Source organism: Cellulosimicrobium composti (assembly GCF_009711085.1).
Classification (GTDB): domain Bacteria; phylum Actinomycetota; class Actinomycetes; order Actinomycetales; family Cellulomonadaceae; genus Cellulosimicrobium; species Cellulosimicrobium composti.
The window spans coordinates 23,256-38,082 of sequence record NZ_WMKA01000004.1 but is presented as its reverse complement, the minus strand read 5'-3'; the positions used below and the strand labels follow the sequence as shown (position 1 = coordinate 38,082).

Below are 14,827 nucleotides of genomic sequence, written 5' to 3'. Positions count from 1 at the left end.
GAGCCGCGCGTGCCCGCGCGTTGCGAGCGGGGCGCGGGCACCTGACGCTGGTGGGGACGGTGAGGCAGCCGCCGTCTGCCGTCCCGGACACCGTCCGGCGCAGCGGGAGGTCCCATGAAGGCCCTGTTCGTGAGCTGCACGCTCAAGAAGTCACCGGAACCGTCCAACACCGAGGCGCTCGGGCGCGTGGTCGCCGAGGAGCTCCAGGGACGCGGTGTCGAGGTCGAGCACGTCCGGCTCGTCGACCTCGACGTCCCGCCCGGCGTCGTCACCGACCTCGGCGAGGGCGACGCGTGGCCGCGCGTGCACGAGCGGCTCCTGGACGCGCGCATCCTCGTGGTGCTGACGCCGACGTGGCTCGGGCGGCCGTCGTCCGTCGCGCAGCGCATGCTCGAGCGCATGGACGCGATGATCTTCGAGGAAGGGGCCGACGGCGTCCCGGTCGCGTACAGCCGGGTCGCCGGGGTGGTCGTGACGGGCAACGAGGACGGCGCGCACCACGTCATCTCGGAGATCAGCGGTGCGCTCGCCGACATCGGGTACACGATCCCGGGTCAGGCGTGGACGTACTGGAACCAGGGTCCGGGCCCCGGGCCCGACTACGTGCAGACCGGCCACGGCCACGAGTGGGCGCGCGAGACCGGGCGGCTCATGGCGCACAACCTGCACGCCGTGGCGTCCGCGCTCGAGGCGCGGCCCGTGCCCGCCCCGGGCTCGTGACAGGCGAGGCCCCGACCGGCGGTCACGCACCGCCCAGCGCGATCCCCGCGACCGCGGCCGCGAGGCACAGGACGAGCATCCCGAGCGCGTGCACGAGCGCGACCGCGCCGCGCCCCGCGAGGAGCAGGCGCGCGGCCTCGACGCTCGCGGTGGAGAACGTCGAGTAGCCGCCGAGGAACCCGACCCCGAGCACGGCCACGACGTCGCCGCTGCCGTGGTGCGTCACGCCCCACCCCGTCAGCAGGCCGAGCAGGAAGCACGCGGTGCCGTTGACGACGACGGTGCCGAGCGGCGTCGACGAGCGGTTGTGCCGCGCGACGAGCGTGTCGAGGAGGAACCGCGCCGCCGCGCCCAGACCGCCCGCGACGGCGACGAGGACCAGGTCCGTGGGCGTCACCGGGCCCCACCGCCCCGGGTCGCGCGCCGCCGGACCGCCGCGGCGAGGGCGATCCCGCCGAGCGCGGCGAGGACGCCGAGCACGACGCTCCCCAGCCCGTACGCGGCGCCGAGCGCGACGTGCCCGCCGTCCGCGAGGCGCTCGACCTCGACGACGAACGTCGAGTACGTGGTGAACCCGCCCAGCACGCCCGTGCCGCAGCCGAGGCGCACCGCGCGCCGCCGTCCCGTGTCCGGGCCGGAGCGCAGGAGCGTCTCGAGGAGCGCGCCGAGCACGAACGACCCGGCGAGGTTGATCCAGGACGTCGTCCACGGCCACGCCCCGGGCGCGGGCGCGAACGCGTGCTCGAGCAGCGCGCGCGCCGTCGTGCCGACCGCTCCCCCCGCCGCGACGAGGCCCGCGAGCGCGAGCAGCGGCGTCGGGCGTGTCACGTCTCCCACGGCGCGCGGATCTCCTCCCAGTCCACGACGGTGAGCGGGACCGTGAGCACGGGACGGTGCTGGTGGTGCGCGAGGTGCAGCGCGACGGAGCCCTCGACGAGCTCGCGGGCCAGCGCGAGCGTCCCGGGCGACCGCGTGCCGACGACGATCACGGCGGCGTCGACGGCGCGCGCGAGGTGGGTCAGCGCGCGGTCGGGACGGCCGGCGAGGTAGCGCAGGTCCCACGGGACGCCCGAGCCGCGCACGTGCTCCTCGACCTCGGCGCGCAGGCGTGCCTCGACGTCCTGCCACGCGTCGTCGGCGTGGTCCGGGTCGAGGGGCGCGTGCGTCACGGACCCGTCCGCGTGCTCGGCGACCACGTGCCGCGACGTGTCGGCGTAGGCGGCGACGAGCCGGCCGTCCGCGGCCGCCGCCCAGGCCGCGGCCGTGCGCACCACGAGGGGGTGGCCGCCCGGGACGACGCCGACCACGACGGCGTGCCCGGCGAACGGGACCATCCGGTCGAGCGCCGGCTGCGGCACCGGGCCCGCGTGCGGGCGTGCTCTCATGGGTCCTCCTCCACGCGCGGGGCCCCGCCGGACCAGGCTACCGAGCGGGTCCGGCGGGCGCTCAGCCGGCCTTCGTCTTCGCGAGCGGCTTCTCACCGAAGCTCTGCGCGACCTCGTGGTCGGTCACGACGAGCCCGACGGCCTGCGCGACCGGCAGCAGCTGCTCGCGCTCGATCCCGTCGTCGATCCCGAGCCGCAGGAGCAGCACGACGCTCCCGGTCGACAGCAGCACGCCCGGCCCCTCGCCCGCGTCGAGCACGGCGTACGACGCCTCGAACCCCGGCTGCGGGACCGCGGCGGCGAGCGTCGGGTGCGCCGGGCCGCTCGTGTCCGCGGCCGGGTCGCCGTCCGCGGCGGCGTCGTACGCCGCGGCGACCCGGTCCGCCTCCTCGACCGACCCGACCTCGACGACGACGGCGTCGAGCGCGACCGTGGCCCCGTCGTGGGACACGACGCGCGCCTCGAAGCCGCCCTGGCACACGTCCGCGAACGACTCGACCGCGGGGATCGCGGGCAGGTCGTCGCACGCGAAGTCGCGCCGCGCCGTGAGCGCGATGCGGTCCCCGTTGACGCGGTAGTCGTTGTCGGAGAAGAACTCCCAGGACATCGGCGCGAGGTCCGGCCCGGACGCGGGGTCCATCTCCGCCCCGGCGCGGTACTGCACGTCGAGCCAGGGCTCGTCGTCGTCCTCGGCGTCCGCGCCGCCGGTGCCCGACGGCGCCGGGTCGGGATCGACCGGGTCGGCGGGCGCCGCCGGGGTGGCGGGGTCGGGCTCCGCGGTGACGGTCACGTCCACCGGCGGGGCGTCGTCGCGCAGCCCCAGCCAGACGCCGAGCCCGCCCGCGACGACGACGAACGCGCCGACGCCCACGAGGGTCGGGACGAGCCACGGGCGCGGGCCGCGACCGGTCGGGGGCGCGTACGGGGAGAACGCGTACGGGTCCGCAGGCGGGGCGAGCGCGCCCGGCACGACCGTCGCGTCGACGGGCGCGTCGTGCACGGGACCGGCGCCCGCGTGCCCGGGCGTCGCCCCGGCGGGCGGCCACGTCGCCCCGGTGTGCGCGGGCGGGAGCGTCGCGTGGGGGTCGCCGCCGTCGTAGCCCCACGCCGTGCCGCCGCGCAGCGGCCCGTACGGGTCCGTCCCGTAGGGCGCCTGCACGTGCGGCGTGCCGTACGCGGGCGGGTACGGCGCCGGGGCGGGCGACGGCGGTGCCGGCGGTCCGGGCGGCGCACCGGCCCCCGGTGCGGCCCCCGGGTCCCCGTACCGTCGCGGCGGCCGCATCACGGTCTGGTCGTCGACCGGCTCGTACGGCTGGGTGGGGTGGGACATCGGGGAGGGTCCTCTCGTCGCGGCGCCCGTGCAGGGTAACGCCCGTGACCGGGCACGACGCAGCGCGGGGCGGGCCGTCCGGCAACGACCCGCCCCGCGCTGCGCGCCCCGGCCGGAGCCGGGGCGACGGCCGGCTACCCGGCCGCGTCGTAGCCGACGGTCCTCGAGGACGTGACGTCCTCGCCGTCGACCGTCTTCGTCACCGTCACCGTCACCTCGCCCGCCTCGACCGACGTGCTGCGGGTCGCGAACGACTGGTAGGCGCTGGCCCCCGGCGCGACGTCGGCGAACGACTTGTCGCCGAACGGCGTGGTGACCGTGACGTCCACGGGCACGTCCTCGTCGTTGACGACGCGGACCGCGACGTAGACCTTCCCGGCCAGGGTGCGCGGCTGCGCCTCGGCCGAGAACGCGACCTCGGGCTCCTCGCCGCCGCACTCGAACCGGGCGTCACCCCACACGCCGTGGGCGCCGTTGATCGAGCCGGGCGCGTCGACGATCAGGTCGACGTAGTGCGCGCCCGCGACGTCGAGGTCGACGGTCTCCGTCGGGAACCCGGCCTGGAACGTCGTGCCCTGGTAGCGGTTCACGTCGTCCAGGTTCACCTTGAAGATCACGGAGCCGTTGAAGCCGTCCTCGAGGCCCGTGTCCGCGGTGAACCGCGTGCACTGGCCGCCCAGGTAGTACGTGATCCTCGACGCGGCGTGCACGCCCAGTCCCTTCGCGTACGTCTTCCTCAGCTCGGGCGTCGTGTTGATGACGAGCGGCACGTCGGGCGAGGACGCGGAGTCCTTGTTCGCCACGTCGATGCCGATGACGCCCCACCCGTTCGTCGCCGACGTCCACTCGAGGTCGGACGCCCACACGTCGCCCGTCGGCGCGTCGGGCAGCCCGAGCGTCACGGGACGCACGTCGAACAGCTTGGCCGTCGTCCCGGTCGGGAACGTCACGGACCGCAGCTCCTTGGTGGGATTGAGCGGCGCGACGTTCGCGTAGACCTGGTAGGTGTACGCCGCGTACTCGTAGCCGTCCGGGTTGTTCGCGTTGTTGCGGCCCTTGCTCGCGACGGCGACCGCCGCGTCCTTGAGCGGGCCGGACGCCTGGATGAGCCAGTTCGGGAAGTAGAACGTCTGCTTCGACGTCGTCCCGTCCGCGTACGTGATCGTCACCTCCGGCGTGACGCCCGACGCCGTCGCGGACGAGCCGAGGAACGCGAGGTGCGTGCCCTTTCCGCTCAGGGCGACGGTCTGGCCGTTGAGCGCCATCGAGTTCGGCACGCCGGGCTCGGAGTCCGGCCACACGAACTCGATCGTGTCCTCGCCGCGCCGGACGGTGAGGGGCTGGCCCCACGTGGCCCCGGCGGCCGCGAGCGCGTCCTCCGAGAACGAGGCGCCCCCGCCGTCGAAGTTGCCCGCGTCCTTCGTCGCGACCGACGTGATCGAGACGTGGTTGAACGCGGCGGCGAGGCTGCCGGACGCGACGTCGATCTGGTTGGTGCCCGCGACCGTGCGCTCGCCCCCGGCGGCGTCGCGGTACGTGGCGGTGCCGCCGACGCTCTGCGCGCCGGCCGACGAGCCGCTGCCCGGCGAGACGACGAACGTCGCGCTGAGCGAGCCGCCCGGCTCGACCGAGGCCGCGGAGGTGCCCTCCGCGCTCACGACCGTCCAGCCCTCGGGCACGACGGGCGTGATCGTGACGTCGTCCTTCGCCCGGGTGCCCGTGTTGTGGAACGTCACGCGGGCCGTGGTCTCCTCGCCCTGGAACACCTGGTCGTCGACCACGACGGACACGTGCGCGCGCTGCGCGTCCGAGTCCTCGCCGCCGACGGCGCTCGTGCCGGTGAGCGTGATCGTCGCCGTCGCATCGGACCCGACGGCGGCGACCTTCACGCGCACGACGCCGCCGCGCGCGTCGGCGTCGTAGAACCAGCCGGTCTCGACGGCGTCGAGCGCCGCGGCGTCCGCGACCTCGTCGAGCGGCGCGCCGTCGACGCTCACCGCGTCGGGCGCCGAGCCCGTGTGGACGTCGAGCGCGTACGGGCGGGCGTCCGCCTTGCCGGCGTACTCGCCCTCGCGCTCGCCGATCGTCACGACGACGTCGCCGCCGTCCTGCTCCGGCGCCGTCACCGTGAAGGTCTGCCGCGACGCGGCGCCCTCGGCGTACGCACGCGTGACCTCGTCGTCCTCGTAGAGCTCGAAGCTGCTCTCGCCCTGCGGGTACACGTCGAGGGTGATCGGCGAGTCCTCGGGCACGAGGGACGCGTTGCGCGCGACCTCACCCTGCGGCACGACCGCCCCGGCGCGCACGAACAGCGGGAGCGTGTCGAGCGGCGCGGCGTACCCGTCGACGACGCGGCCGCCGTCGTACAGGGCGCCCGTCCAGTAGTCGACCCACTGGCCCTCGGGCAGGTAGATCCCGTTGCGCACGTCCGTGTCGGTGAAGACCGGCGCGACGAGGAAGTCCTCGCCCAGCAGGAACTCGCTGTTGGCCTCGGCCCCGTACGCGAACGGGTCGTCCGGGTACTCGAGCGCGAGCGAGCGCATCATCGGGGTGCCGGACGCGTGCGACTCGGCCGCGAGCGTGTAGATGTACGGCATGAGCCGCTGCCGCAGCTGGAGGTACGTGCGGTTGATCTCGGTGGCCTCGTCGCCGTAGAGCCACGGGCGCTTGTCGACCGACGCCCAGCCGCTCATCGAGTACAGCGCGGGCGCGAACGCCTTCCACTGCAGGTCGCGCACGTACGACTCGGCGGACCCGCCGAAGATGCCGTCGACGTCGCCCGTCGTGAACGCCTGGCCCGAGTTGCCCGAGCTGAGCAGCGCCGGGACCTGCCAGCGCACCGCGTCGAGGTTGCCCGAGTGGTCGCCGGTCCACTGCATGCCGCAGCGCTGCGAGCCGGCCCAGCCCTCGACCATGAGCGCGGTGCCGCGCGCGTCGGAGTTCGCCTCGATGCCGTCGTGCGCGGCCTCGCAGCCCGTGAGCGCCAGGCGGTAGCCGGAGCCGACCCACGCGACGTCGAGCTTGCGCAGGCGGATGCCCGCCTCGCCCACCTCGTACGCCTGGTTGGTCAGCGAGCGCTCCGTCCACAGACCCGTCTTGAGGCCCGTCTCCTCCTCGATCTGGGCGGCGGTCTCCGGGAGCTCGACGTACTCGCAGCCGTACCCGTCGTTGACGAGCATCCAGCCGCCCGGCATGTCGTGCTCGACGAAGTCGCGCGCCACCTCGAGCGCGTCCGGCGTGCGGAGCTTGCCGGGCACGTTCCACGAGCCGGGGTTGCGCGACTTGTACGACTCGGACGAGCGGTTGTAGCAGTCCGCGTCGCCGTACTCGAGCGCGTAGACCGGCGGCATGTGCGGGCGACCCGTGAGCAGCGTGTACCCGTCGAGCGACTCCTTGTAGTCGCCCACGAAGTAGTAGGCGTCGAACCGCCGCTCCTCGTGCGTCGTCGTCGCGTCCTGCGTGAACGCGTACGTGCCGCGCGCGAACGTGTTGCGCAGCACGCCGTAGCCCGCGCTCGTCATGTAGTACGGCACCGCGTTGGGGTAGCCGTCGTCGTCCCAGTCGTACGAGCGCGCGATGTTGATCGTCGCGCCCGTGTGGATCGAGCGGCCGTTCTGCATGCCGCCGCCGAGGAACTGCTCGCCCTCGCGCGGGGTCAGGTGCTGGGTCGCGCTGTTCGTCCCGAACGTGATCGGCGCCGACTCCTCCCACACGACCGAGCCGTCGGCCCGCGTGAGGGTCATGCGGCTCGTCGCGCGGTCGACCGTGAGCGTCACGGCGCCCGTCGAGAGCGTGACGACGTCGCCGTCCTCGACCGTCGGCGTCGCGCCGGGGAACTCGTCCGTGCCGACGACGATGTCCGCCGTCCGGGCCGGGTCGCCCTCCGGCGTGTTCGCCGGGTCGGTGAAGGAGCCGCTCGGGTCCGCCTCGACGCGCAGCGTCGTGTCGTCGAGGAAGGTCACGCGCGCGGCGCCGTTCTCGGCGCGCAGCGTGACGACGTTCCCGTCCTGCTCGACGGCCGTGATCGCGCCGATCGGGGTGCCGTTCGCCGCGACCGGGACCTCGGGCGTGACGGGCTTCGGCGTGATCGGCGTCGGGCCGTCGGCGGTCGTGGCGGCCTCGGTGGTGCTCGGCGCCGGTGCGGCGCCCGCGGGGACTGCGACGAGCCCCGTGGCGACGAGCGCGGCGGCGGCGAGCGCGGCCGCCGCGGCCCTGGGGTTGCGCCGGCGAGCGGCGCTCGCCGGGTGTCGCTGACGTAGTGGCTTCATGGAGCTCCCTCGCCCGGGCCGCTCGCGTGCAGTGCGTTGGACGCTGAGCAACCGTTGGTCAGTGTTCGTGCGGTACTGCATGAATCTGCGTGATTCCACGTCGAATCACGCACCAAGCATCACGTATCACCTGCCATCGCGCAAGACCCTTTCTCTGGACAACACATCTGATCTCTGCAAGATTCGACGCGATACGCGCCTCGTTCGGTCGTAAAACGTCAACGGGGGCGGTCGCGCGGCGCCGTCGCCGCGCAGCCCCGGGCCCCCGCGCCCACTCATCGATAGCAACGGAGTCATCGTGAGCCTCTCTCCCCCGCCACCTGCCCGGCCACGCGGCCGGCGCCGCACCGCCGCGGTCGCGCTCGTCGCCACCGGCGCCGTCGCGCTCGCGGGCGTGCCCGCCGCGACCGCGTCCCCGTCCGGACCGCTGCCCGCCGAGCCCGCCGCCGGAGCAGCCGTCTCCGAGCTCGCGCCCGTCGCCGAGCCCGCGGCGTACCCCGGCACGGCGCCCGGCACCGCGAGCGTCGAGCTCTCCGGCGACGCGGTCACGCTGTCCAACGCCGTCCTGTCCGCCACGTGGTCGTTCGCGGGCGGCACGCCCGCCCTCACCGCGCTGCACCACGCCGAGACCGGGACCGACGTCGCCCCCGGCGCGGCCGGGTTCGTCACCCTCACGCTCGCGGACGGCACGACGATCACCGGCGACGACCTCACCGCCGTCGGCACGCCCGTGCGCACCGACCTCGCGCCCGAGCCGGACGCGGTGCGCTGGTCCGAGCGCGAGGCGGGCGCCGCGGTGAGCGCGACGTACCGCTTCGACGACGGCACGCGCGCGTTCGACCTCGTGTGGACGGTCTCCCTGCGCGACGGCGCCAGCTCCGTCCAGCAGGCGTTCGAGCTGACGAACGTGACCGGCACGTTCGACGTCACCGCGCTGCGGCTCGTCGACGTGTCCCTGCCCGGCGCGCGCGTCGACGGCCGCGACGACGGCAGCCCCGTCGTCGTCGGTGACCAGGGTGCCGAGCGCTTCTTCCTCGGCGTCGAGACGCCGCTGTCGAAGCCCGCGGTCTCCGGCGACGCCGTCCAGGTCGACGTCCCGCGCGCGGGCGACCTGACCACCGGGCACACGCTCGGCTACACCGCGAGCGTCGGCGTCGTGCCGGACGGCCAGCTCCGCCGCGGCTTCCAGTACTACGTCGAGCGCGAGCGCGTGCACGACCGCCGCACGTTCCTGCACTACCAGAGCTGGCTCGACCTCAAGCCGCCGTCGGAGGTCATCGACTCCGCCGAGCTCAACGAGGCGATCGCGCTGTTCGGCGACGAGCTCACCGGGCGCGGCGCGAGGATCGACAGCTTCTGGATCGACGACGGCTGGGACTACGTGCGCGACCCCGCGGTCGCGGACGAGAGCGACCTGCACGTGTGGGACTTCGACCCGACCGAGTTCCCCGACGGGTTCGCGCCGCAGAAGGCCCTCGCGGAGCAGTACGACGCGTCGCTGTCCGTGTGGATGTCGCCGTTCGGCGGGTACGGCCAGAGCGCGTGGTCGCGCCAGCAGCTCAACGCGAGCAAGCCCGAGGCCGAGCGCCTCGAGACGCACGGCGGCGCGTTCGCGCTGGGCGGCGAGCGCTACTACGAGCGCTTCCGGTCGGTCGCGTTCGACATGGTCGACAACCAGGGCGTGCGCGGCTTCAAGTTCGACGGGATCGGCGGCGGGCTCTACCAGACGGGCCCCGACGAGACCTACCTCGGCGACTACGAGGCGATGCTTCAGCTCATGACGGACCTGCGCGAGCACCAGCCCGAGGTGTGGATCAACGCGACGGTCGGCACGTGGGGCTCGCCGTACTGGCTGTGGTTCACCGACTCGATCTGGCGCGACGGGCACGACGCCGGGCAGGCGGGCGCGGGCAGCGTGCGCGAGCGCTACGTGAGCTACCGCGACTCGCAGACCTACCGCAACACGGTCGTGGAGAACCCGCTGTTCCCCGTGCCGTCCCTCATGAACCACGGGTTCACGTTCAGCGAGCGCACCCCGCAGTTCACGGCGGACTACGACCTGTCCGACCCGGCGGTGCGCGCCGAGGTGGGCCGCGACATGCGCGCCTACTTCGCGCTCGGGCTCGGGCTGCAGGAGCTCTACGTGCGCAACACGCAGGTCCGCCCGGACCAGCCCGGCGCCGAGTGGTTCTGGGACGAGCTCGCGGCCAACGCCCGCTGGGCGCGCGACAACGAGAACCTGCTCTCCGACGTCCACTGGGTCGGCGGCGACCCCGCGGTCGGCGAGGTCTACGGCACCGCGGCGTGGGCGGCGGCCGACGACGCGGCCGGCACGACCGACCAGGCGATGCTCATGCTGCGCAACCCCACGCCGTACCCGCAGTCGTTCCGGGTCGAGGTGGGCGACGCGCTCGAGCTGCCCGCGGGCGCGGAGCAGACGTACGCGTTCACGGACCGCGACGGCAACCGCGACGGGTTCGTGGCGCGCGCCGGGACGGGCTACTGGATCGAGCTCGAGCCGTTCGAGGTCACGGTGTTCGAGGGCGTCCCGAGCGACGCCGAGCCCACGCCGAGCGAGCCGGGCGCCGTCCCGCTCGACAAGTCCGCGTGGACCGCGACCGCGGACAGCGCCGAGACGACGTACGAGAACGGCGCCGCGGCGAACGCGATCGACGGCAACGCCGGCACGATCTGGCACACGTCGTACGCGACGGGGATCGACCCGCTGCCGCACACGCTGACGATCGACCTGGGCAGCGAGCAGCGCGTCGGCGTGCTGCGCCACGTGTCCCGTCAGGACGGCGGCGTCAACGGGCGGATCTCGACGTACGAGGTGCGCACGAGCCTCGACGGCGAGAGCTGGACGACGGTCGCGAGCGGCACGTTCAACGGCACGTCCGAGCCGGACCTCGTCGACCTCGAGCCGACGACGGCACGGTTCGTCCAGCTGCGCGCCACGGGGTCGGTCAACGGCGCCGGGTACACGAGCGTCGCCGAGATCGACCTCTTCGGGGCACCCGAGGAGACGGAGGCCCCGGTCACGGTGACGGCGCAGACGCGCTGCCTCGCGGGCACCGCGTACGTCGCGGTGCGCGCCGTGAACGACGACGACGCCCCGCTCGCGGTGCGCCTCGTCACGCCGTTCGGCACGCACGAGGCGGCGGAGGTCGCCCCGGGCGCGTCCGCGTACCAGTCGTTCAGCACGCGCTCCGCGCACGTGGACGCGGGCGAGGTCACGGTCGAGGCGGGCGGCGGCACGGTCGTCGCGCCGTACGACGCGCGCACCTGCTGACGCGGGTGCGGCGGCCCGAGAGCCCGGGCCGCCGCACCGTGGTCCACCCGCCGGTCGGACGGCCTGACGGCCCGGCGGTGGAGCTCTCAGGCGGCGCGGAGCACGCCCAGGAGACGCACGACCTCGGCGCGCATCGCGTCGCGCCCGGCGCCGAGGTACTTGCGCGGGTCGACGACCGTCGGGTTCTCGTCGAGGTACGCGCGCAGCGCGGTCGTCAACGTGTTGTTGAGGTGCGTCGAGACGTTGATCTTCGTCATCCCGGTCTCGACGGCGCGCGTGAGGTCGGCGTCGGGGACGCCCGACGAGCCGTGCAGCACGAGCGGCACGGGCACGGCGGCACGCAGCTCCGCGATGCGCGCGAAGTCGAGCCACGCGGTGCGGTCCGTCATCGCGTGCGAGGAGCCGACGGCCACGGCGAGCGCGTCCACGCCCGTCGCGTCGACGAACTCGACCGCCTCGGCCGGGTCGGTGCGCACGCCGGGCGCGTGCACGCCGTCCTTGCCGCCGACCTTGCCGAGCTCGGCCTCGACGAACACGCCGACGGCGCGCGCCTGCGCGACGACCTCCGCCGTCGCGGCGACGTTGTCCTCGTAGTCGAGCGCGGAGCCGTCGTACATGACGGACGTGAACCCGAGCTCGATCGCCTCGGTGACGAGGTCGCGGTCCTCCGCGTGGTCGAGGTGCACGACGACCGGCACCTCGGCCGCGCGCGCGATCGCGAGCGACGCGGCGGCGACGGGCTCGAGCCCGCCGTGCCAGCGGGCGGCGTTCTGGCTGATCTGCAGCACGACGCCGGCGCCGACCTCGGTGGCCGCCGCGACGAACGCCTCGGCGTGCTCGATCTGGATGACGTTGAACGCCCCGACGCCGCGCCCCTCGGCGCGGGCGGGGTCGAGCAGGTGGTCGGTGGTGACGAGGGGCATCAGGACTCCGGTTCGGTGACGACGTGGGTGAGCAGGCGGTCGACGTCGGCGCGGTCGACCGCGCCCGCGACGGGCTGCAGGACGGCCGCGGCGGAGGTCGCCGCGGCGAGCGCGAGACGGTGCGCCCAGGGCTGGTCGGGGTCGACGGCGAGCGCCGCCATCGCGGCGTCGCCCGCCCCGGTGGGGTTGCCCGCGACGGGCGCGGCGAGGCGCGCGCGTCCCACGACCGCGGGGCTCGCGGGCCCGTCCGGGCCGGCCTCGTACGCGGTGAGGCCGCGCTCCCCGTCGGTGACGACGACGGCGCGCGCCCCGCGGCGCAGGAGCTCCCCGACGGCGCGCGCGGGGTCGTCGACCCCGGTCGCCTCGACGAGCTCGGACCGGTTGGGCTTCACGAGGTCGGCGCCCGCCTCGGCGGCCCACACGAGGCCGGGCCCCGAGACGTCGACGTGGACGCGCGCGCCCGCGGCGCGCAGCGCGCCGACGAGCCCGACGACCCGCTCGCGCGTCGTCCCGGGCGGCAGCGAGCCGGAGACCGTGGCGACCACGGCGGCGGCCGTGCCGACCTGCGCGACGCACGCGGCGACGAGCGCCGCCCACTCCGCGTCGTCGAGCGCGGGGCCGGGCTCGTTGAGCACCGTGGGGTGCCCGCCGTCCTCGGCGGGGACGACGGCGACGGACTGGCGCACGGCGCCCGCGACCGGCACGACGGCGGCCGGTTGCCCGTCGGCGTCGAGGTCGTCCGCGAAGGGCCCCGCGAGCGGCCCGCCCAGGGGGCACACGGCGACGCTCGCGGACCCGAGGGCGCGCACGACGCGCGCGACGTTGACGCCCTTGCCGCCCGCGCGCGCGACGACGGAGCGCACGCGCAGCGACTCCCCGGGCAGCAGCCGGTCGACGCGGTACGTGACGTCCCAGGCCGGGTTGGGCGTGAGCGCGACGACGCGCGTCACGGCGCGACGCCGTCCGCCGTGACGAGCCCGCCCAGCGGCGCCGAGCCCGGCGCCGGGCGGACCGCGTGCCGGTGCGGCACGTCGAGGCCCGCGGCGCGCGCGGCGTCCCAGCCGAGCAGGGCGGCCCCGTGCATGCCCGCGGCCGAGCCGAGCTCCGCCGGGACGAGGCGCGGTACGGGGTGCACCGTGAGGTAGGAGCGGACCGCCTCGTCGAGCGGGCGCAGCAGGGCGTCGCCCGCGCGCACGAGCCCGCCCCCGACGACGACCGTCGGCAGCGCGAGGAGCCGCGTCATCTCCGCGACGAGCTCGCCGAGCCGGTCGACGCCGCGGTCCCAGACGCCGCGGGCGACGTCGTCGCCCGCCTGCGCCCGCGCCAGCACCTCGCGCGCGCCGGGGACGTCCGCGACGGACGCCCCGGTGAGGCGCCGGTACGTGCGGGCCATGCCCGCCGCGGACGCGAACGTCTCGGCGCAGCCGCGCCCGCCGCACGGGCAGGGCTCGCCGTCGCGCGCCCCGCCGTGCCCGACCTCGCCCGCCCAGCCGTGCGCCGGGTACGGCTCGCCGCGCAGCACGACCGCCGCCGCGATGCCCGTGCCCACCGCGAGGAACGCGTGGTCGTGCGCCCCGCGCGCGGCGCCGAGGCGCCACTCCGCGAGGCCGCCGGCGCGCACGTCGTGACCGAAGCCGACCGGCAGGCCGGTCGCCTCCTCGACGAGCGCTCGCACGGGCAGGTCGACCCAGTCGAGGTTCTCGGCGCTCAGGACGACGCCGGCCTCCTCGTCCACGGTGCCGGGCACCGCGAGCCCGACGGCCGCGACGGTCCGCCCGGCGGGGACGCGCCCGCGGACGTCCGCGACCGCGGCGAGCACCGCGGCGAACGATGCCTGCGGGCCCTGGGCGGCGCGCGTCGGCGTGACCTGCTCCAGGAGCACGCCGTCCGCGTCGACGAGCGCGGCCTTGATGTCGGTGCCCCCGACGTCGAGCGCGACGACGACGGGGCCCTGGCCCGCGAGGGTCCGGGCTCCGTCGCCGTGGTGGGTCTCGCCGCTCACGACGCCGTCGTGTCGAGGATGATCGAGCGCGTGAGGTGACGCGGCGCGTCGGGGTCCAGGCCCTTGCTCTCCGCGTTCGCGACCGCGAGCCGCTGGAGGCGCACGAGCGTCACCTGCGGGTCCTCGTCGAACCGGACCGCGAGGGCGCCCGTCCGCTCGACGTCGTCCACCAGGCCCGGCACCTCCTCGCCCAGGAGGTACACGACGCTCGTCTCGTCGGAGATGCTGATCGGCCCGTGCCGGTAGTCCATCGCGGGGTACGACTCGGCCCACGCGAGCGACGCCTCGCGCATCTTCAGCGCGGCCTCGTTCGCGAGGCCCACGGAGAAGCCGCGCCCGAGGAACGTGAACTGCGTGCGCGCGAGGTGCTCGGCCGGCACCTCCCACGTCACGGCCTCCTCGGCCGCGGTCGCGAGGGCGGCCACGTCGTCGCCGAGCGACGCGCGCAGCAGGCTGAGGGCCGCGGTCGCGAACCGCGTCTGGACGACGGAGCGCTCGTCCGCGAACTCCATGACGACGACGTCGTCCGCCGCCGTCGCGCCCGGGGACTCGGGGTCGCCCACGATCGCGAGCGTGCGCTGCTCGCCCTGCAGCGCGTCGAGGAGCTGGAGGATCTCGGTCGTCGTGCCGGACCGGGTGATCGCCACGACGCGGTCGTAGCGGCGGCCGGTCGGGTACTCGCTCCCGGCGAACGCGTCGGTCTCGCCCAGCCCGAGCGCCTCGCGCCGGGCCGCGTACGCCTGCGCCACGAACCACGAGGTCCCGCACCCCACGACGGCGACGCGCTCACCTGCCTGCGGGAGGATCTCCGTGCTCCGGGCCGCGAGCTCCGCGGCGCGGCGCCACACCTCGGGCTGGCTGGCGATCTCTGCGCTCACGTGGGTCGTTCTCATGGTGCTGAGTACCT

11 protein-coding genes are annotated in these 14,827 nt (G+C 75.3%); 2 read left to right on the top strand and 9 right to left on the bottom strand.

What is annotated here, in order from left to right; translation table 11 throughout:
• Positions 1-114 precede the first annotated feature (114 nt).
• Complete coding sequence (locus tag GJV82_RS02675) at positions 115-720, top strand: flavodoxin family protein (protein WP_155098156.1); 606 nt, start codon at positions 115-117, stop codon at positions 718-720.
• A gap of 22 nt (positions 721-742) precedes the next feature.
• On the opposite strand, the gene GJV82_RS02670 is transcribed toward GJV82_RS02675, so the two are convergent.
• The 5 genes from GJV82_RS02670 to GJV82_RS02650 form a co-directional block, all read right to left on the bottom strand.
• Positions 743-1,117 (bottom strand): fluoride efflux transporter FluC, encoded by a 375-nt coding sequence (locus GJV82_RS02670; RefSeq protein ID WP_024840918.1) that lies wholly within the window; start codon positions 1,115-1,117, stop codon positions 743-745.
• Complete coding sequence (locus tag GJV82_RS02665; RefSeq protein ID WP_024840917.1) at positions 1,114-1,557, bottom strand: FluC/FEX family fluoride channel; 444 nt, start codon at positions 1,555-1,557, stop codon at positions 1,114-1,116. Before GJV82_RS02665 ends, GJV82_RS02670 begins: the two co-directional genes overlap by 4 nt.
• Positions 1,545-2,105, bottom strand: a complete 561-nt coding sequence (locus GJV82_RS02660; protein ID WP_034604515.1) for a universal stress protein — start codon at positions 2,103-2,105, stop codon at positions 1,545-1,547. Before GJV82_RS02660 ends, GJV82_RS02665 begins: the two co-directional genes overlap by 13 nt.
• Before the next feature lie 61 nt (positions 2,106-2,166).
• A complete protein-coding gene (locus GJV82_RS02655; protein WP_155098155.1) occupies positions 2,167-3,435 on the bottom strand; it encodes a hypothetical protein in 1,269 nt (422 codons plus the stop codon).
• Between the two features lie 134 nt (positions 3,436-3,569).
• Complete coding sequence (locus GJV82_RS02650) at positions 3,570-7,703, bottom strand: NPCBM/NEW2 domain-containing protein (protein WP_155098154.1); 4,134 nt, start codon at positions 7,701-7,703, stop codon at positions 3,570-3,572.
• A 298-nt stretch (positions 7,704-8,001) separates the two neighbouring features.
• Between GJV82_RS02650 and GJV82_RS20610 the strand changes: the two genes are divergently transcribed.
• Complete coding sequence (locus GJV82_RS20610) at positions 8,002-10,995, top strand: discoidin domain-containing protein (protein WP_155098153.1); 2,994 nt, start codon at positions 8,002-8,004, stop codon at positions 10,993-10,995.
• Positions 10,996-11,081: 86 nt separating this feature from the next.
• Here the strand turns inward: GJV82_RS20610 and GJV82_RS02640 are convergent, their stop codons facing one another.
• Genes GJV82_RS02640 through GJV82_RS02625 form a run of 4 tightly spaced genes read right to left on the bottom strand, consistent with a single transcriptional unit; the run spans position 11,082 to position 14,813 of the window.
• A complete protein-coding gene (locus tag GJV82_RS02640; protein WP_155098152.1) occupies positions 11,082-11,918 on the bottom strand; it encodes a class II fructose-bisphosphate aldolase in 837 nt (278 codons plus the stop codon).
• Positions 11,918-12,868, bottom strand: coding sequence for a 1-phosphofructokinase family hexose kinase (locus tag GJV82_RS02635; protein ID WP_318657203.1), 951 nt, complete (start codon positions 12,866-12,868; stop codon positions 11,918-11,920). The genes GJV82_RS02640 and GJV82_RS02635 overlap by 1 nt, the downstream gene beginning before the upstream one ends.
• On the bottom strand, positions 12,865-13,920 hold the full coding sequence (locus tag GJV82_RS02630; RefSeq protein ID WP_024840911.1) for an ROK family protein: 1,056 nt from the start codon (positions 13,918-13,920) through the stop codon (positions 12,865-12,867). Before GJV82_RS02630 ends, GJV82_RS02635 begins: the two co-directional genes overlap by 4 nt.
• Positions 13,917-14,813, bottom strand: a complete 897-nt coding sequence (locus GJV82_RS02625; protein ID WP_024840910.1) for an SIS domain-containing protein — start codon at positions 14,811-14,813, stop codon at positions 13,917-13,919. The genes GJV82_RS02630 and GJV82_RS02625 overlap by 4 nt, the downstream gene beginning before the upstream one ends.
• Between the last annotated feature and the right edge of the window lie 14 nt (positions 14,814-14,827).

Coding starts and splice junctions, on each gene's coding strand:
- GJV82_RS02675 (WP_155098156.1), top strand. CDS start 115: ATGAAGGCCCTGTTCGTGAGCTGCACGCTCAAGAAGTCACCGGAACCG.
- GJV82_RS02660 (WP_034604515.1), bottom strand. CDS start 2,105: ATGAGAGCACGCCCGCACGCGGGCCCGGTGCCGCAGCCGGCGCTCGAC.
- GJV82_RS02655 (WP_155098155.1), bottom strand. CDS start 3,435: ATGTCCCACCCCACCCAGCCGTACGAGCCGGTCGACGACCAGACCGTG.
- GJV82_RS02650 (WP_155098154.1), bottom strand. CDS start 7,703: ATGAAGCCACTACGTCAGCGACACCCGGCGAGCGCCGCTCGCCGGCGC.
- GJV82_RS02640 (WP_155098152.1), bottom strand. CDS start 11,918: ATGCCCCTCGTCACCACCGACCACCTGCTCGACCCCGCCCGCGCCGAG.
- GJV82_RS02625 (WP_024840910.1), bottom strand. CDS start 14,813: ATGAGAACGACCCACGTGAGCGCAGAGATCGCCAGCCAGCCCGAGGTG.